This is a genomic window from Scandinavium lactucae (assembly GCF_033843265.1).
In the GTDB taxonomy this organism is placed as follows: domain Bacteria; phylum Pseudomonadota; class Gammaproteobacteria; order Enterobacterales; family Enterobacteriaceae; genus Scandinavium; species Scandinavium lactucae.
Map to the genome: position 1 here is coordinate 148,680 of NZ_JAWXRD010000029.1, position 18,930 is coordinate 167,609.

At 57.0% G+C, this 18,930-nt stretch carries 16 protein-coding genes; 7 read left to right on the plus strand and 9 right to left on the minus strand.

Going from position 1 to position 18,930, the window contains the following annotated elements; all coding sequences use genetic code 11:
• Position 1: 1 nt before the first annotated feature.
• The 3 genes from lsrD to lsrA are packed head-to-tail and all read right to left on the minus strand — an operon-like array spanning position 2 to position 3,513.
• Entirely contained in the window at positions 2 to 994 is a 993-nt protein-coding gene (lsrD, locus tag SIK69_RS11230) for an autoinducer 2 ABC transporter permease LsrD (RefSeq protein ID WP_319786111.1), read from the minus strand.
• Positions 995 to 2,029 (minus strand): autoinducer 2 ABC transporter permease LsrC, encoded by a 1,035-nt coding sequence (gene lsrC, locus SIK69_RS11235; protein WP_319628715.1) that lies wholly within the window; start codon positions 2,027 to 2,029, stop codon positions 995 to 997.
• A complete protein-coding gene (gene lsrA, locus SIK69_RS11240) occupies positions 2,026 to 3,513 on the minus strand; it encodes an autoinducer 2 ABC transporter ATP-binding protein LsrA (protein ID WP_319786112.1) in 1,488 nt (495 codons plus the stop codon). Before lsrA ends, lsrC begins: the two co-directional genes overlap by 4 nt.
• A 218-nt stretch (positions 3,514 to 3,731) precedes the next feature.
• Between lsrA and lsrR the strand changes: the two genes are divergently transcribed.
• Positions 3,732 to 4,703: a transcriptional regulator LsrR gene (lsrR, locus tag SIK69_RS11245; RefSeq protein WP_319786113.1), complete on the plus strand. Its 972-nt coding sequence runs from the start codon at positions 3,732 to 3,734 to the stop codon at positions 4,701 to 4,703.
• Positions 4,704 to 4,740: 37 nt separating this feature from the next.
• The gene (gene lsrK / locus SIK69_RS11250) at positions 4,741 to 6,327 is read left to right on the plus strand and encodes an autoinducer-2 kinase (RefSeq protein WP_319786114.1); all 1,587 of its coding nucleotides are present in this window, start codon (positions 4,741 to 4,743) and stop codon (positions 6,325 to 6,327) included.
• On the opposite strand, the gene SIK69_RS11255 is transcribed toward lsrK, so the two are convergent.
• From SIK69_RS11255 to SIK69_RS11280, 6 genes are read right to left on the minus strand one after another with little or no spacing between them, the layout of a single operon-like run.
• Complete coding sequence (locus tag SIK69_RS11255) at positions 6,319 to 7,230, minus strand: DUF1861 family protein (RefSeq protein WP_319628719.1); 912 nt, start codon at positions 7,228 to 7,230, stop codon at positions 6,319 to 6,321. The genes lsrK and SIK69_RS11255 overlap by 9 nt on opposite strands.
• Entirely contained in the window at positions 7,231 to 8,289 is a 1,059-nt protein-coding gene (locus SIK69_RS11260) for a glycoside hydrolase family 130 protein (protein WP_319786115.1), read from the minus strand. It lies immediately after the preceding gene.
• Positions 8,273 to 9,856 (minus strand): alpha-amylase family glycosyl hydrolase, encoded by a 1,584-nt coding sequence (locus tag SIK69_RS11265; RefSeq protein WP_319786116.1) that lies wholly within the window; start codon positions 9,854 to 9,856, stop codon positions 8,273 to 8,275. The genes SIK69_RS11260 and SIK69_RS11265 overlap by 17 nt, the downstream gene beginning before the upstream one ends.
• A gap of 10 nt (positions 9,857 to 9,866) precedes the next feature.
• Positions 9,867 to 10,694, minus strand: coding sequence for a carbohydrate ABC transporter permease (locus SIK69_RS11270; RefSeq protein WP_319628722.1), 828 nt, complete (start codon positions 10,692 to 10,694; stop codon positions 9,867 to 9,869).
• Positions 10,695 to 11,561 carry a carbohydrate ABC transporter permease gene (locus tag SIK69_RS11275; protein ID WP_319628771.1) on the minus strand — a complete coding sequence of 289 codons (867 nt, stop codon included), beginning with the start codon at positions 11,559 to 11,561 and terminating at the stop codon, positions 10,695 to 10,697.
• 6 nt (positions 11,562 to 11,567) lie between these two features.
• The gene (locus tag SIK69_RS11280) at positions 11,568 to 12,854 is read right to left on the minus strand and encodes an ABC transporter substrate-binding protein (RefSeq protein ID WP_319628723.1); all 1,287 of its coding nucleotides are present in this window, start codon (positions 12,852 to 12,854) and stop codon (positions 11,568 to 11,570) included.
• A 260-nt stretch (positions 12,855 to 13,114) separates the two neighbouring features.
• Between SIK69_RS11280 and SIK69_RS11285 the strand changes: the two genes are divergently transcribed.
• The 5 genes from SIK69_RS11285 (at position 13,115) to SIK69_RS11305 (ending at position 18,809) form a co-directional block, all read left to right on the plus strand.
• A complete protein-coding gene (locus SIK69_RS11285; protein WP_319786117.1) occupies positions 13,115 to 14,521 on the plus strand; it encodes a phosphohexomutase domain-containing protein in 1,407 nt (468 codons plus the stop codon).
• Positions 14,499 to 15,566: an ABC transporter ATP-binding protein gene (locus tag SIK69_RS11290; RefSeq protein ID WP_319628725.1), complete on the plus strand. Its 1,068-nt coding sequence runs from the start codon at positions 14,499 to 14,501 to the stop codon at positions 15,564 to 15,566. The genes SIK69_RS11285 and SIK69_RS11290 overlap by 23 nt, the downstream gene beginning before the upstream one ends.
• Before the next feature lie 162 nt (positions 15,567 to 15,728).
• A complete protein-coding gene (locus SIK69_RS11295) occupies positions 15,729 to 16,718 on the plus strand; it encodes an alpha/beta fold hydrolase (RefSeq protein ID WP_319628726.1) in 990 nt (329 codons plus the stop codon).
• 49 nt (positions 16,719 to 16,767) lie between these two features.
• Positions 16,768 to 17,508: a response regulator gene (locus tag SIK69_RS11300; protein WP_319628727.1), complete on the plus strand. Its 741-nt coding sequence runs from the start codon at positions 16,768 to 16,770 to the stop codon at positions 17,506 to 17,508.
• Entirely contained in the window at positions 17,505 to 18,809 is a 1,305-nt protein-coding gene (locus tag SIK69_RS11305; protein ID WP_319628728.1) for an ATP-binding protein, read from the plus strand. The genes SIK69_RS11300 and SIK69_RS11305 overlap by 4 nt, the downstream gene beginning before the upstream one ends.
• Positions 18,810 to 18,930 lie beyond the last annotated feature (121 nt).

Below are 18,930 nucleotides of genomic sequence, written 5' to 3' on the forward strand. Positions count from 1 at the left end.
TTCATGCTCCGATTGTTTTGCGCGAAACCAGCCGACGCCACACCGTGCTCACCCCTTCCCGATGCAGGCTCAGCGAACGTCCCATCACTACCACCACCAGCAACGCCCCGGAGAGCGCACTCGACACCTGGTTGGGAATACCGACCATCTGTAAACCCTGTTGCAGATACCCCACCAACAGCGCGGCCAGGGCCGTACCGATAACCGATCCCGAGCCGCCGTAGATATTGGCCCCGCCGAGCACCGCCGCCGTCAGCGCGGGCATCAGCAAATCGCGACCTAAATCAGAACGGGCCGAACCGAAATAGGAGACCAGCACCAGCGCCGCAATGGCCGACGCCAGCCCCACCAGGCCATACAGCACGTAAGGCATACCGTTGACCGACAGCGCCGCGTAACGCGCGGCGCGCGGGTTTTGTCCGAGTAAAAAGAGATGACGACCAAAGCGCCCGCGATGCGCGAGCAGCCAGAAGAAGAAGGTGATAACGATAAACAGCACCAACGGAACCGGCAGGCCGAACAGCGTGAGATTGGCGAAGGCGGTGAAGCTGTCCGGGAAGCCGCCAATGCCTTCGTAGCCCGTCGCCCCCGCCATACCGGAAAGCAGCAGAGCCGCACCGCCATAGAGATACAGCGTGCCAAGGGTGATAACCAACGGGCTGATGCCGGTGTAATGAATCAGCGCCGCGTTCACCACCCCGCACAGGAGACCGAGCAGCAGAGTAAGCGGAATGGCGATGCTCATCGGCCATCCGGCCTGGGTCATCACCCCTAGCGCAATCGCGCACAGGCCGATGGTTGAGCCAAGCGAAATGTCGATCCCACCGCTGATGATCACCAGCGTCAGCGGCAGTGCCACAATGCCGATGCAGATGAAATCGCTGGTGCTGAACAGCAGCATATTCACGTCGAGCATTCGCGGGTTGGCAGCGCCAAACAGGACGATTTCCAGCACCAGTAGCATCAGCAGCGCGCTTTCCCAGTTCAGCTTCATTTACGCCACCTCTTTGTTTTTACGCTTCGGAAACGGGGCGACGTGCGTCCCACCTTTATTACCCGGCTGGAAACGGCTGTATTTCTGCGTACGCTGATGGCGGGTCAGCGCCTGACGCAGACGTCCGTCGAGCACCAGCACGCCTAATAGCACCAGCCCGGCGATGAAATCGTTCCACCACGCAGGGAGCTTAAACAGCACCAGTACGGTGTCGATTTGTGTCAGGAAAAAGGCCCCGAGGAAGGCCCCCATCAGCGTGCCGGTGCCGCCGAGCAGCGAAACCCCGCCCAGCACGCAGGCGGCGATGGCTTTCATCTCCAGCCCGCTGCCGGTCTGATTTGGCACGAAACCGATTTGCGCAGCGAAGATAATTCCACCGCAGGCGGCGAGCATCCCGTTGAAGGTAAAGGCCAGCATTCGGGTGCGGTTCACCCCCACGCCGAGCTGGCGTGCGGCGGCGAGATTATCGCCCACCGCATAAAAATCACGGCCAAAGGTGGTGCGCGCCAGCCCCCATACGCCCGCCAGGAGTAGCGCCAGCACCAGCCAGCCCAACGGGGAAATGCCAATAAAGGCGGGTTCAGAGAGTGATTTCAGGTTGTCCGGCAGCCCTTCAATCCATTTGCCTCCGGTCCACAACAGCATGATGCCGCGGTACAGCCCGAGCGTACCGAGCGTGGCCACAATCGCCGGAATGCGCAGCCCGACCACCAGCAAACCATTAAACGCCCCGGCCAGCGCGCCAATGACCAGCGCGAAGGCTATCGCCAGCGGCAGGCCGTACCCGCTGTTGAGCGCCACCCCGACGGCGATGGCACTCAGCCCCACCGTCGAGCCAACAGACACGTCGATATTGCGGGTCAACATCACCAACGCGGCCCCCAATGCCAACAGGCAGAGAATTTGCGAGCTGGAAAAAATCATCGCCAGGGTTTGCAGGCTAAAGTACGCCGGGTTGAGCGCCACCAGCCCCGCGAACAGCACCAGAATGGCGAGGAAGGCGCTGAGTTCGCGGTTTTTCAGCAACGTTTTCATACCTGCCCTCCAAAGGCTAAGGTCATCATCCGGTCAACGCTCAGCGCCTGCTTCGCCAGCTCGCCGCTCAGTCGCCCCTGATGCATCACCAGTACCCGATCCGCCAGGCCTGGAAATTCATCGAGATCGCTGGAGATCATCAGTACCGCCACATTTTGCGCCGCCACGCTTTTCAGCAGCTGATAGATATCCGCCCGGGCCGACACGTCCACCCCGCGCGTCGGTTCATCGACGATCAGCAGCAGCGGATTCGCCTCCAGACAACGGGCCAGCAACACCTTTTGCTGATTCCCCCCGGAGAGCGTGCGTACCGGCTGATCCGCATCATTGAGCTTGATCCCCAGTGCCCGGTGATATCGCACGACCACCGCCGCTTCGCGCTTATTTTCCTGCCACAGCGACGGCTGGTTGAACATCACCGTGTTCCAGCGCACCGGCGCATCGAGAAACAGGCCCGACACCTGACGGTCTTCCGGGAGATACACCAGGCCACTGGCGAGCCGCGCGCGGGTGCTTTCCCCGCCTATCTCCCGATTTTCGAGCCAGATACGCCCGGCTCGCACTGGCCGCAGGCCATACAGCGTTTCGGCAAACTCGGTGCGTCCGGAGCCGACCAGTCCGGCCAGACCAACGATTTCCCCGGCGCGGATCTCGAGGCTCAGATCGATAAACCCTTCCCCGGTCAGGCTCTCCACCCGCAGCACTGGAAAATCCTGCGCCTGGGTGCGGCGATTACCCGGCAGCGCCAGCCACAGTTTTTGCGTGTCGCTTAGGGAGGCGTCACGGCTGACTGGCGTCATGGCGGCGATCAGCTCAGCGTCGGTGTTATCTGTGGTGTTGCCACTGAGCACCATCGCCCCATCGCGCATCACCGACACGTGGCTGGCAAGGGCGCGGATCTCCGGCAGCTTGTGGGAGATAAAAACAATCCCCACGCCAAGGGCCTGTAAGGCACGAACCTGGCGGAACAATCTTTCCGTTTCGCCAGGCGTTAAGGAGGCGGTGGGCTCGTCGAGGATCAGGATCTGCGCGTCACGCATCAGCCCACGCAGGATCTCCACCATTTGCTGATCCGCCACTTCCAGGGTGCTGGCCGTGGCCTGCAAATTAAGTTGGCAGTTCAGTTGCTGTAATTTTTCCGTCAGCCTGGCTTCAGTCTCGTGGCTTCTCGGCAGGCGAAACAGGATGTTTTCCCGCACGGTTAAATTGGGAAACAGCATCGGCTCCTGCGGCACCAGGTAGATCCCAAGCTGGTGCGCCTGACCGGGATTGAGCCGTGCAAACGCGGTGCCATTGATCCGAAGTTCACCCTCGTCCGGGGTTTCTACTCCGGCGACGATTTTCATCAGCGTCGATTTTCCCGCGCCGTTACCGCCCATCAGGGCATGTACCTGCCCGGAATAGAGCGTGAAATCAATGCCCTTCAGCACGGCGACGCCGGAGTACTGCTTGCGAATGCTACGGGCTTCAATCAGTGCCTTCATCGTCGCGCCTCGTTTGAACAAATGATTTTTAGATTTAATAATGTTCAAAAGCGTAGACCCTGAACTATATTTACAACCGTGCAAGGATCACAGTTTTCGTCTTTCGGGAAACCCAGCGTGGGCTGTCAGCAACGAAAGACTGGTTTTGCCAGTGACTTCACATTTTCTGTCCGCGCGACTGCGAACATATGATCTAGATTTTTATAAGAGTTCACTTTATGAGCGAAAAACGCATTACGGAAGAGAGCCGCTACGCCGGGCTGGCGCTGGCGGAAGAAGAACTGGTGGCCCGGGTGGCCTGGTGCTATTACAACGACGGCCTGACCCAGAACGATATTGGCGAACGGCTCGGCCTGCCGCGCCTGAAGATTTCGCGGCTGCTGGAAAAGGGACGTCAATCAGGGGTGATCCGCGTTCAGATCAACTCCCGTTACGAAGGCTGTCTGGCGCTGGAAACGGAATTACAGAAGCGCTTCGATTTGAAGATTGCCCGCGTACTGCCTGCCCTGAACACCTCGCCGATGAACGTCCGGCTCGGTATCGGGGCCGCGCAATCGTTGATGGGCGTGCTCCAGCCGGGCCAGTTACTGGCGGTCGGATTTGGTGAAGCGACCATGAGCTGTATTCAGCATCTGAGCGGGTTCATCGGTTCGCAGCAAATCCGCCTGGTGACGTTATCGGGCGGCGTCGGACCGTACATGACCGGCATCGGTCAGCTGGACGCGGCGTGCAGCGTGAGCATGATCCCGGCCCCGTTACGGGTCTCGTCCCCGGAGGTGGCGGAGATCCTGAAGCGTGAATCCAGCGTGCGCGATGTGATCCTCGCGGCGGGAGCAGCAGATGCGGCGGTCGTCGGGATCGGCGCTATCGATCAGCGACGTGACGCGACGATCCTGCGCTCCGGCTACATCAGCGAAGGGGAACAGCTGATGTACGCCCGCAAAGGTGCAGTCGGCGACATTCTCGGCTATTTCCTGCAGGCCGACGGACAACGGGTGGAGGGGCTGGATATCCACCGCGAACTGCTTGGCGTGACGCTAGAGGAGCTGGCGCAGCTGCCAACCATCGTCGGTGTCGCCGGGGGAGAAGAAAAAGCGCAGGCCATTTACGCCGCCCTGACAGGCAAGCGTATTAACGGCCTGGTAACGGAAGAGACAACAGCACGCGCGGTGCTGTCGCTGGCGGGTTAACCGCTGCGCGCCGCGCGATCACAGCGAGGCGCACGTCATGAGTTACCTTTTAGCGTTGGACGCAGGCACCGGCAGCATTCGGGCGGTGATTTTCGACCTTGCAGGCCGCCAGATAGCGGTCGGTCAGGCGGAGTGGAAACACCTGAGCGTCGAGAATGTCCCTGGCTCGATGGAGTTTGACCTCGGCATTAACTGGCAGCTGGCCTGCCAGTGCATCCGCCAGTCGCTGGAGCGGGCACAGCTCAGCGCCGCCGATATTCAGTCCGTCGCCTGCTGTTCAATGCGCGAAGGCATCGTGCTGTACGACAGCAACGGCGAGGCTATCTGGGCCTGCGCCAACGTCGACGCCCGCGCCAGCCGTGAAGTCTCTGAGCTGAAAGAGATCCACGATTACCGTTTTGAATCCGAAGTGTATGAGGTTTCCGGCCAGACGCTGGCGCTGTCGGCGATGCCGCGCTTGCTGTGGCTCGCCCATCATCGGCCGGATATCTATCGCAACGCCGCGACCATCACCATGATCAGCGACTGGTTGGCGGCGAAACTTTCCGGCGAGCTGGCGGTGGATCCGTCCAATGCCGGCACCACCGGGATGCTCGATCTGTTCAGCCGCGACTGGCGTCCGGCGCTGCTCGACATGGCCGGGCTGCGAGCCGATATCCTTTCTCCTGTCAAAGAAACCGGCACCGTGCTGGGGGCAATTACCCCGCAAGCGGCGCAGCAATGCGGCCTGCGGGCGGGCACGCCGGTGGTGATGGGCGGCGGCGATGTGCAGCTGGGCTGTCTGGGATTGGGGGTGGTAAGACCGGGACAAACCGCGGTGCTGGGCGGTACTTTCTGGCAGCAGGTGGTCAATCTGCCGCAGGTGCGTACCGATCCGGAGATGAACATTCGGGTGAATCCGCATGTGATCCCCGGCATGGTGCAGGCCGAGTCGATCAGCTTTTTTACCGGGCTGACGATGCGTTGGTTCCGCGATGCCTTTTGCGCAGAGGAAAAGCTGATTGCCGAACGGCTCGGGACCGACACCTATGCCCTGCTGGAAGAGATGGCGGGCCGCGTCCCGGCGGGCTCTCACGGCGTGATGCCGATTTTCTCTGACGCGATGCATTTCAAGCAGTGGTATCACGCCGCGCCGTCGTTTATTAACCTCTCTATCGACCCGGAAAAATGCAATAAAGCCACGCTGTTCCGCGCCCTGGAGGAGAACGCGGCGATCGTCTCGGCCTGTAATCTGACGCAGATTTCGCAGTTCTCCGGCGTGACCTTCGACAGCCTGGTGTTCGCAGGTGGCGGTTCAAAAGGCGCACTGTGGAGCCAGATTTTGAGTGATGTGACCGGCTTACCGGTGCGGGTGCCAGAGGTGAAAGAGGCCACCGCGCTGGGCTGCGCGATTGCCGCCGGGGCGGGGGCCGGGCTGTTTGCCGACATGGCCAGCGCGGGCGAAAAACTGGTGAGCTGGAGCCGGGTGTTCACCCCTAATCGGGCGCACCGAGAGTTGTATGACGGCATGAAGGAAAAATGGCAGGCGGTGTACGCCGATCAGCTTGGGCTGGTCGACAGCGGACTGACCACCTCGATGTGGCAGGCTCCCGGGCTTGGGAAGCGCCCCCCGGCCTCACCCTAAAAACGGGTCAGCGATTTCGCGCCAGTGCGCTTCGCAATCGCTGACGCCGCAAAACAGACGATGACCCGGCCCATCGCGGGTTAAACCGCCGGGAAAAATCACATCGCATAAGTCATCACGTTTACTTTCGCCTGCCGGGAGATCGGCTCTGCTGCAGATAATGCGCAGAGGCGTAGTCTGCCCACTCAAAAAATTAAAGCGAAAGGCAGCGGCGTAATAATGACGATCGCCAGCGGGATCAAAACAGGCGACATGAGCCAGCACGCCTACCCACTGTTCATCAAGAACATGGGCCTCATTCACGCCGCACCAGCTTTCATCTTCCAGCTGTGCCAGCAATCTGCCCTGCTCCAGTCGGGACGAATTGAGTTCGTTCAGGCTGTTGAGGGTAAGCCAGCCAATTTTACCCCGCCCACCAACCGTGCCCTGCGGCCGGGTGAACACCAGGATCCGCTTATCTGGCAGTTGCAGCAGGCGAATATCTTTCATGCCCCACGGCCCCACGGCGAAGGGGCGTAACGAGAAGATTGATGTCCCCCGCCAGAACTGGGTTCGCCACCACCATCCGCCTCCGTCAGGATCGGCGGTAATCTCTACCCCGCCGAACACCCAGCCGTTATCGATGCGACAAATAAAGGGATCCTGCAAATCAAACGACGGCGCGTCTGCGACAAGCCGTGCGTTCCCCGTGTCTTGCCAGTGAAAAAACCGTACCTGAGAGACTTCGCTGTCCCGGGGTTCGACCCGGGCGGCGATGTACTGCTGTCCGCCTTCATAAAACGGCGCTGTCGGGTTATAGACATCACATCCGGTCACGCCGCTGAACGCCACTTTGCCGTTCGTTGCCGCCTGTCGTCGGAGACAGTACTCACGATACAGTTGCTCGGTGGCAGTCAGGGTCATTTATGCTTGTTCCAGATGCTGCCACAGGGCGGCCATCGGCAAGGTCGCGAGGGCTATGCTTTCGTCCGCCGCGCCGTACCAGACATACAACGTCTGCTCGCGAATCAATGCCCCACAGGTAAATACCACGTTGCCGAAAAATCCTTCCCGCTCATAGGGGGCGGTAGGCTCCAGCAGCGGCGTGGCCGACTTGGCGAGGATCTGCGTCGGATCGTTGGCATCCAGCAGCAGTGCGCCAAGACAGTAGCGCTGTTGGGCATCCACCCCGTGGTAGATTTCCAGCCAGCCGCGATCCGTTTTCAGCAACGGTGCGCCGCCGCCGGATTTACGCCGGTCCCAGGCGTCTCCGGACCGCCCCAGCAAATGCCGATGATTTCCCCAGTGCAGCATATCCGGTGATTCACAAATCCAGATTTCAGGATGACCAAAATGGCTCGGTGCCGGGCGGGTCAGAGCCATAAACTTACCGTTGATACGTTCCGGGAAGAAGCACACATCGCGGTTATCCGGGCAGAAAATCAACCCTTTCTTTTCGACGTGGACAAAATCCTGAGTGGTGGCCAGCGCGGTGGAAATCCCCAGCGGCGACACCGCGGAGTAGTTGATATACCAACTTTCGCCGATGCGGGTGATACGCGCATCTTCACAGCCAAACTGTTCGTACTGGGTATCAGGGGTAATGAACGCTTGTTCATCGACGGTGAAGTTCACGCCATCCCGACTGCGGGCCAGACGTAGGTGTGACATCGACGTAAGCCATAAAATGGCCGGATCGCTTTTCAGCCCAATCGTGCGCGGGTCACTGAAATCGTAGCGCTCATCTGCCCTGTCGAAGGTTTTTTCCGAAAGAAGCCACTCCCCGCCTTGCTGTGTTAACAGAGGGACAACGATTTTGTCCGGCGTGGCGCTGAGGATACTTTCCGCCACGCGAACCAGCAGAAGGATCTCGCCGTTCACCTCGGCGACACCGGCGTTAAAGACGCAGTCCACTCGCCAGCCGGGTCGGGAAGGTTTGACATCCGCCGGGGTGATAAGCGGGTTTTTATTGTGCCTTTCCATGAAAACTCCTTTTAATTACACACTGATTTTTCCCCAGCCATTCGGTATCGACCCCGTAAAGGGTTTCCGCCGGGATCTCATGCCAGGGATTCCTGACCGCATCACCAAAATTAATCGCCACCCAAACCTGTTCCTGCGCGCATTCGCGCAAGAAATGGATAGCGTTTTTCTCCTGCGCCAGCAGTCGGTATTCCCCCTGTCGCAGCGACGGGGAAGCGGCGCGGATCGCCAATAAGCGCCGATATTGATGCCAGAGCGATGCGAGGTTTTGTTGTTGTTGAGCGATATTCACGGTCGCCGCATCGCCACACAGCGGCATCCACGGAGCTACCGTTGAGAACCCCGCGTTGGGCAGACTTTCCCATGCCAGCGGGGCGCGGGAGGCATCCCGCGAATGGCTGATGGCCTGTTGCAACGCGTCTGCGTGGGAAGCACCGCTTGCCAGAGCCGAGCGGAACCACGATTGCCCTTGCACGTCGTGAATATCAGTTTCAGTCAAAGGGACATAGTTTGATAACCCGGCCTCTTCCCCCTGATAGATAAAGGGCACGCCATCCGCCGTGAGCTGTAGTGCCGCCACCACCGCCGCACGCGCGGTATCATGGGCATGTTCACCAAAGCGGCCGATCATGCGCGGCATATCGTGACTGGAGAAAAACAGCGTCGGCGGGCCGCTAAGCTGTTCACGCATCGCCTGAAGCTGGGTGAAGATCGCTTTCGCATCAAAGGTTTTCTGGCTGCCGAGATTAAAATTGAAGACCACGTCCATCAGGTCATCGCGCTGGTAGCGTTGCAGCACGTCCAGCGATTCGCTGCCAATTTCGCCCACCAGAAACACGTCGCCGCGCGCCCGGATGTGGCGGCACAGACGCTGAAGCGTTTTCTCGATCCCCGGCTGATTGATGTCGTGCAGATGTTCCTGCTCGCCGTTCGTTTCCGGGTTATCTGCGCCCGGCCCGTCGGTAGTCAGAAAGTTGATCACATCGAAGCGGAAACCATCCACGCCCAGCGTCCGCCAGAAATCCACCACCTGCAACATCGCCTGTTCGACCGCGGGATTACGCCAGTTAAGGTCGACCTGTTCGGGGGCAAATTTATGGTAGTAGTATTCCCCGGTATCGGGCTCGGGCGTCCACGCGCTGCCCGAAAAGAAGGATTGCCAGTTGTTCGGCTTCGCTGAAAAAATAAAAAAGTCGCGGAAACGACTGGCGGGATTATTCCACGCGTCGATGAACCACGGATGCCGGGACGAGACGTGATTGAGCACCAGGTCAATGACCACGCGGATCCCCCGCTGATGGCAGGCCGCTACCACGCGAGAGAAATCCGCTATCTGTCCGAAACGCGGATCCACCGCACAAAAGTCACTGATATCGTAGCCGTTATCCACCAACGGTGAGGGGTAAAAAGGCGTTATCCATATCCCGCCCACGCCCAGTTCTGCGAGGTAATCCAGCTTCGACAGCAGCCCTGGGAAATCCCCAAGCCCGTCCCCGTTTCCATCACAGAACGACGGGAGATACACCTGATAAAACACCACGTCCCGCCACCAGCGCTGAGGCTTCATTTATCGCTCCTTATTTCAATGACAGCGACATTCCCTGCAGGAAATATTTGCGGAAAAGAATGAACAGCAGCACCACCGGTAACATTTGCAGCACGGACCCGGCCAGCACCGGCCCGAGATAAACGCCGTAGGATTTACTGAAGGTTGAGAGCAGGACCGAAAAGGGCATCTTATCGATGTCGCGCATGACGATAAGCGGCCAGAGAAAGTTGTCCCACGAAGTCGAGAAGGTGAACAACGCCACGATGGCGAGGATTGATTTGTTCAGCGGCATCATCACGTGTCGCAGAATGCCCCACAGGCTGGCACGGTCCAGTTTCGCGGCGTAGATATAATCATTCGGCGTGCCTTTAAAACTCTGCGAGACCATGAAAATCCCCCATGCCCCCATGGCATACGGCAGGATCATCGCGCTGTAGCTGTTGATAAGCCCCAGCTCCCGCATCAGCACAAACTGCGGAATGATGAACATAAAGGCCGGAAAGACCATCTGGGCAATCAGCAGATTTTTAAACACGCCCTTACCGAAGAAATCGGTTTTCGCCACCGCATAGCCCACCAGCACAGAGCTCAACGTCACGGTGAGGGTGATGGTGAGTGAGACAAACAGCGAGTTACCCAGGGTGCGGAAAAACGGCTTGTTGGCCCGCTGGCTGTTGTCTAACAGGAAGCTGTAGTTATCCAGCGTCCAGTGGCCGGAGAACAGCGACTCGGTGTAGATCTGCGCGGTCGGTTTCAGCGAGGAGAGCACCATCCAGATAAAGGGATAGAGCCAGCTCACTGCCAACAGCAGCATCACGACGTGAATAATCAGGCTTACAGGCGTTAATTTTTGCATTTACACAATCTCGATATTTTTTTCGCAAAGGCGTCTGAACAGCCAGATAGTCAGAAAACTGCACGCCGCAACGATGACCGACATCATCGCCGCCCAGCTTGGTTTCATCTGCTGGAAAGCCACTTCGTACATCACCACCATCGGGCTGGTGGTGCTGTTCAACGGCCCGCCGCCGGTAATCAGATACGGCTCGGTGAAAATGCTGAATGCCACGGTTATCGCCAGCACCATCACCATCACGATTTGCGGGTTCATCATTGGGACGGTGATCGACCACACCTGGCGAAAGCGCCCGGTTTTATCCAGCACGGCGGCGCTGTAAATATCTTTCGGGATAGCCTGCATTCCGGAGTAGAGGATAAGCCCGTAGTAACCGACAAATTTCCAGGTCACGATCAGCGCAATGGAGAGCATCGCGCAGTCAGGGCTGGTAAACCACGGCACGGTGATGCCAAAAGATTCCCGTAAAAAAGTATTCACCGGCCCGTATTCGCTGAACATTTTTGAAAAAACAATCGAGTAAGCAACGCCTGACGAGATATTGGCTAACAGAAAACTTAGGGCAATAAACGCTTTTCCATAGCGTATCTTCTGCAACCCGGCGGCAAACAGCATTGAGGCAATAAAGACAATTGGAATGTAATAGAGTAAAAAGCGAAACACGTTGAGCATCGAACGCCAGAACAACTTATCCTGAATGACACCGATAAAATTCCCCAGCCCGATGAAAGTAGGTGTGCCAATAAATTGCCATTGGGTGACGCTCAATATCAGCAGCCAAATTAAGGGATAAAACCAAAACAGTGCGGAATATCCTATCCACAGGGAGGCCAACAGGCCTCCCGTGCGTGAGTCGCTTCTCGCCATCATGTTTTACCGTTGCAATACTTGATTAATTTCGTTGCCCGACTGCTCCAGCGCGCTGGCAGGCTCTTTCTGATTGAAAATCACCTCCTCCAGCATTTGCGTCATGCTGCGCTGTATTTCAGTGGTTTTGGTGGTTGCCACCGGTGGCAAGGCCACATCAACATAGGCCGCAATCTGCTTTTCGACCGGGTTGCTGGCGAAATACGACACAAATAATGGGTTCGTTAACAAGTCTGAACGGGCGGGCGGCATCCCGGTGGTTTCCAGCCACAGTCTGTCGTTTTCGGCGGTGCTGAATAGCCACTGCATAAAGGCCCAGGCCTCGGTTTTATGTTTGCTGGTGCTGAAAATCACCAGGCCTTTGCTGTCGCCGAAGGTATAGGGATGCGCTGAGGGGGTTTCGGTCAGCATCGGGCCAATCTCAATCGTTTTAAGCACTTCTGGATACTGTTTACGGTAGCGAGCGATATCCCACGGCCCTCTGGCAGAAGCCAAAACCTGTCCGCTGGCCAGCGGATCATCGGCAGAGGTGAAATCGTAGCTGCTCCAACCCTGGTGGAAAACGTGGCCCATAAAGGCCAGGACTTTTTGTCCATCCGCGGTATTCATGCTGGCCTGATTGCCGTCGAGATAAGACTTTCCCTCGCTCTGGGCGTAAAACAGCGGGATGAGATCAAACCAGCGTTCCCACCAGTTTTTACCCGCCGTCAGTTGCATCACATACCCGTTGTTATCCGCTTTGCGCAGCGCCGCCAACCGATAAAGATCGTCATAGGTCTGTGGCACATGGTCGTAACCGTATTGCTTGAGCAGGTCACCCCGCCACCACCAGACAATCGGATTCACATAAAGGGGTAGCACACTTTGGTGACCGTTAATTTTCCAGGCGGGCATGAGGGCCGACATTTTTCGTTCCTCAATCAGCGCATCGAAGCCGGGCAGAGTCGCTAAATCTTCTACCAAACCCTGTTCAGTGAGCTGGCTCGCGAAGCCAATAAAGATATTGCTGGAAATATCCGGTTCAGTGCCTGAGGCCAGGGCATTCATTATCGCTTCTTCTGAACTGCTGGCTGCGGGAATAGGGGTAAACTCTATCGGCGTATGACTGGGATCCGCATTCCACTCTTTGACTATTTTGCTCCAGAAGGCTTCTTCATTTTCATTCGGCGCAACCCACATTTTCAATGCTGGGCGGTTGTTGACACTTTCTTTTTTTTCATCAGGACCACAGCCAATAATGGTTGTCGTAATAAGGACAGCCACACTCCACTTAATGAACGTGCGTATATTCATGACACCCTCAATGTTAATTACTGTGTTTTATTATTTTCAATCTCAGATATAGAACGACGAGGAGGGTAACACTCGATATTTTTGTTTAACGTTAAACCAATCACAAAATGCGTTGTACTTAACGGTAATATGAGTCGAAGGCAAATAACCAAAACATATAATAACCAAATAAATACGCAGATAATATAAATAACGCGAATATAACAGGTAGCAATAACAAAATAGCAAGCAAATAACCGGCAACATTATTAAGAGAATTTATGAACGAATTAACCTGTTTTAAAGCGTATGACATCCGTGGCGAAGTTGGTATTTCACTCAATGAGGAGATCGTCTTTCGTATTGGCCGCGCTTATGCGCAATGGTTAAAACCACACCGGGTGGTGGTCGGGGGCGATGCACGTTTGACCTCCACAGCGTTCAGGCAAGCGCTCAGCCGTGGCTTAATGGCCAGCGGGGTCGACGTCATTGATATCGGGATGTGCGGCACCGAGGAGGTCTATTTTGCGACCCAATTTTTGCAGGCCGATGGCGGGATCCAGATAACCGCCAGTCACAACCCCGCTCAATACAACGGCCTGAAACTGGTCCGCGAAAAGGCGATCCCCATTCATGGTGAGAATGGGTTGCTGGAGATTAAATGCCTTGCCGAGCAGAGCGACTTTCCACTGGCGCTGAAGCATGGGCGTTACCACCAGTACGATAGCCGCCCCGCCTGGGCTGAACACATGATGAGCTACCTGAAATATACGCCCTCACGCCGCCTGCGCATTGTGGTCAATTCCGGGCACGGCGCGGCAGGCCCGGCGCTGGATGCGCTGAATACGGCGTTAACCGCCCGGGGTGTCTCCGTCGAGTTTATCCGCCTTTATCATCAACCCGATGGTACGTTCCCGGCGGACGTCCCGAACCCGATGCTGCCCGAAAACCGCCAGCAAACGCAGCAAGCGGTTCTGCGCTATCAGGCCGATTTTGGCGTAGCCTGGGATGGCGATTTCGATCGCTGCTTTTTCTTCGATGAGCACGGCGATTTCATCGAAAGTTATTATCTGGTGGGGCTGTTTGCCCGCTGGTTTCTACGTCAACAACCCGGGGAAGCTATCCTGCTTGATCCGCGCCTGACCTGGAACACGCTCGACAACATTCACACAGCCGGAGGCCGGGCCATTATCTCCCGCACCGGGCACGCCTTTATTAAGGCCCGCATGCGTCAGGAGGACGCGCTGTACGGCGGCGAGATGCGTGGGCATCACTATTTTCGCGCCTTCGGTTACTGCGACAGCGGGATGATCCCCCTGATATTGATGCTGCAAATCCTCGACGGTGCTCCCCTGCCTTTTTCGCATTTGCTGCGTGAAGCCCAAGCCCGCTATCCGGTGTCAGGAGAAATTAACCTCGATGTGGCGCAACCGGAAGCCCTGCTGCAACGCGTGGCTGCCCACTATGTCACCCTGGGCGGAAGTCGCGACGATACCGACGGCATGAGTGTCGATTTTGCCCAGTGGCGCTTTAATCTTCGCGCCTCCAACACTGAACCATTGCTGCGGCTCAACGTTGAGAGCCGCAGCAGCCCTGGCCTGCTCAAAAACAAAACCCATGAACTGCTGGCCCTTATTGCGTCCTACCATTTCCAGGAAATAAATCATGACGGCTCTAACGCTTTGTAATATTAATAAAAAATACGATAAAGCCACCATCATCGAAAACTTGTCATTAGCGATAGCCTCCGGCGAATTTATTGTGCTGGTGGGCCCCTCCGGCTGTGGAAAATCGACGCTGCTGCGGATTATTGCCGGTCTGGAAACACCGGACGGCGGCTCCCTGAAAATGGGTGAGGAAGATGTGACACATCTGGCTGCGGGCAGGCGCAGCTTGTCGATGGTGTTTCAGTCTTATGCGCTTTATCCGCACATGACGGTGCGTGAAAATCTGGCTTTTGGTCTGAAAAACATGAACACCCCCGGAGAAGAGATCGACAAACGTATTGCCCAGGCTGCCACGATGCTCAAGCTTGAGGCAATGCTGGATCGCCTGCCGCAAAATCTCTCTGGCGGGCAGCGCCAGCGCGTGGCGATTGGCCGCTCTATCGTTCAGCAACCGGAGCTGTTCCTGTTTGACGAACCGCTTTCCAACCTGGACGCTTCGCTACGCGTCGAGATGCGCCAGGAATTACAGGAACTGCATCATCAGCTGCGCAGTACCATGGTTTATGTGACCCACGATCAGGTGGAAGCCATGACCCTCGCTGACCGGATAGTGGTGCTGTACAAAGGAAAAATTGAACAGGTGGGCACCCCGCTTGAGCTCTACAACCGACCTGCCAATCTGTTCGTCGCCGCGTTTATCGGCACCCCGAAGATTAACGTGCTGCCTGCCAGGTGGCATCAAAATGGGCTCTTGCTTGGCGACAATCATTTTATTCCATTGCACACCCGGCCTGCGGGGTTAGGTGACGGCGATAACCTGTTCATGGCGGTCCGACCGGAACATTTGCAGCCCGACGAGCAGGGTGATATCACCCTCAACGTCACGACGAAGCTCTGCGAATTACAGGGGGACTCAACGCTGGTGTGGTGCAAACTCGGCGAGCAGGATCTGTGCCTGAAATCGTTCCAGCAGTTGAACTATTCGCCACGCAGTGAGATGACCATCAGCGTGAACGAAGCGCATTTGCATTTTTTTGATGGCTTAGGGAAGCGTATTCCCGCCTGAAGACCGCGGGGCGCATAAAATATTTAGCCACTTTGTATCGCAATGTATCTCTCCTCTGGATGGATACACGTGCATGCAAAATTCGCGATTTTGAACACAAGCCCTATACATCCCGATGATGAGATAGCTCCGTCAACTCAAACAGCTTATGGAGCTATTATCATGTTTAACAAACTGACGCTTTCCTCACTGGTTGCTGCACTGTCGCTCACCACCGTCGCCGCCTGCCAGGCCGAGGCGACGACTTTCGACTTCAATCATCAACAGCATGTTACGGCGGGTGTACTGAACGTCGGGTATGTCGATATCGGGCCTAAAAACGGTCAGCCGGTTATTCTGCTGCATGGCTGGCCTTACGATGCCCACAGCTTTGCCGCTGTCGCCCCCGAACTGGCTCGCCAGGGTTATCGGGTGATCGTCCCGGATCTGCGTGGCTTTGGCACTACCCGCTTTATCTCGGCGGATACGCCACGGAATGGGCAACCGTCAGCGCTGGCAAAAGATGTGGTCGACCTGATGGATAAGCTGAACATCAAACAGGCCGTACTGGCAGGCTATGACTGGGGCGCACGAACCGCAGATATTGTTGCCGCGCTGTGGCCAGAACGGGTCAAAGCCCTGGTGTCCGTCAGTGGTTATCTGATCAGTAGCCAGCAGATTGGCGAAAAGCCGCTGCCACCGAAAGCGGAACAGCAGTGGTGGTATCAGTTCTACTTTGCGACGCCGCGCGGCGCGGCGGGTTATGCACAGAACACTCACGATTTCGCGAAACTCATCTGGCAGCAGGCCTCGCCGGGCTGGAAATTCAGCGATGCTACCTTTGCTATCAGCGCTAAATCGCTGGAAAACCCGGATCATGTTGCCGTCACTCTCAGTAATTACCGTTGGCGTCAGGGGCTGGAAAAAGGCGAAGCGAAATATAATGTCTATGAACAAAAACTGGCCACACTGCCGGCGATCAGCGTCCCGACCATTACTATCGAAGGCGATGAAAATGGCGCTCCGCATCCTGACCCGAAAGCCTACGCCACAAAATTTACCGGAAAATATCAGCATCTGACGTTTACAGGCCACATCGGTCATAACCCACCGCAGGAAGCCCCGCAGGAATTTGCCAAAGCCGTGGTGGATGCCGATGCGCTGGCTCGTTAAAAGCAGCTATGCTTTTTCCCAGACATCATTTCATTGTCAGGAGCTGCGGGTGGATCATATTGACACGATTCTGGTCGTCGACGATGACCGCGATATTCGCGAACTGGTCGTCGACTACCTGATCAAATCCGGCTATCGCGCCACCGGGGCGGCGAATGGTAAAGAGATGCGCGCGAGCCTGGATAAACAGCATGTCGACCTGGTGGTGTTAGATGTGATGATGCCCGGAGATGACGGCCTGACCCTGTGCCGTCAGCTTCGCAGCGGCGAATACAAGGATTTGCCGATTCTGATGCTGACCGCTCGCAGCGATGACACTGACCGAATTATCGGTCTGGAAATGGGTGCCGATGATTACCTCGTCAAACCCTTTGTCGCGCGTGAGCTGCTGGCGCGTATTAAAGCAATCCTGCGCCGTTTTCGCACTTTGCCCCCCAATTTACAGGTAAGCGAAGCCGGGCGTTTGCTGGCGTTTGGCGACTGGAAACTGGATACCTCAACCCGCCAGTTGCTGGACCGCGACGGCACACTGGTTGCTCTGAGCGGTGCAGAATACCGGCTTCTGCGGGTGTTTCTCGATCATCCCCAGCGAGTGCTGACCCGGGATCAGCTATTGAATCTGACGCAGGGGCGTGATGCCGAACTGTTTGAACGCTCTATCGACTTGCTCATCAGCCGGGTGCGTCAGCGTCTGAATGACGATGCCCGTACCCCGGCGTACATCAAGACGGTACGCAGCGAAGGCTATGTTTTGTCGATGCCGGTCACGATAAAAGAGCGCCGCGAATGACGCTGTGGCCGCGCTCCTTGCTCGCCCGGCTGAGCCTGGTCGTGCTCGCGGGACTCCTGCTCGCGAACGGTCTGAGCCTATCGCTGGTGATGCTTGAGAGAACCAGCAGCGTGCGTAACATGATGCTCGGCAATCTGGAATATGACGTTGCCACCAGCGTGGCTATCCTTGATCGTCTGCCTGCGGAAGAACGCGCAGCCTGGCTGCCGCGGCTGGCACGGGGCAATTATCATTATCTGCTCGGCAGTGGTGAGCCAGGGGCTCCCCCCACCGACAGACGTTCTCGGGATGCGATTCGCTCGCTAACGGAGACGTTAGCGGGGCAATACCCGCTGCGTTTCACCGCCGTGTCTGGCCCAATTTCACACATTCAGGCGCATATTACGCTGCACGATGGCGCGCCGCTAACGCTGGATCTTGTTCCTCATATGCCCCCTGTCGCCCGTTGGCTACCAGTGGTGATGCTGATTCAGCTCACGTTGGTACTGCTTTGCGCCTGGCTGGCAGTACGCATGGTGGTTCGCCCTTTCACCCGCTTCACCCGTGCGGTAGATAACCTGCAACCCACCACAGGTGAGGTGCGAGATTTACCAGAACAAGGGCCGAAAGAGGTGCAGCAGGCCGCCCGCGCCTTTAACGCGATGCAGACCCGAGTCCAGGGCCATCTCAAGGAGCGGGCGCACATTCTCGCGGCTATTTCTCATGATCTGCAAACGCCGATAACGCGCATGAAACTGCGTGTCGAAATGGCCGACGACGAGGCATTGGGTGAAAAGCTGATGCAGGATCTCAACAGCATGACGCAACTGGTGCGCGAGGGCATCGCCTACGCGCGTTCATCCGACAGGCTGGAAGAGCCGCGCCAGCGCATTGCGCTTCCCGCCTTCCTCGACAGCCTCACCTGTGACTATTCCGATGTGGGGCAGGCGGTGACATTCACCAGCGAGGTCACGTCATTGGCGCTATCCACCCGACCGCAGGCGCTGCGCCGGGTGATGACCAATCTCATCGACAATGCGCTTAAATATGCCGGTAACGCAGAGGTCGCGCTGATGCATCCCACGGCGCAAAAGGTGCAAATTACCGTCTGCGATAATGGAGAAGGCATTCCCGAAACAGAACTCGACGGGGTGCTGCAACCGTTTTATCGAATTGAAAACTCACGCAACCGCACCACCGGTGGCACCGGGTTGGGACTGGCCATTGCCGCACAACTGGTTGCACAGTTAGGCGGCCAGCTGAGCCTGCAAAATCGCGCGCAAGGTGGCCTGGAGGTCAGCATCACGCTGCCACTCGACTAAGAATCAGTCGGGAATTTGACCCCTATCACAATCGCCGCATGCCCCCTTTTCCCTTTTGCGCCGTGAGCGCTAGATTAGTAACTCATCCGACCACATAACAATAATTTTACATCTGGAAGCG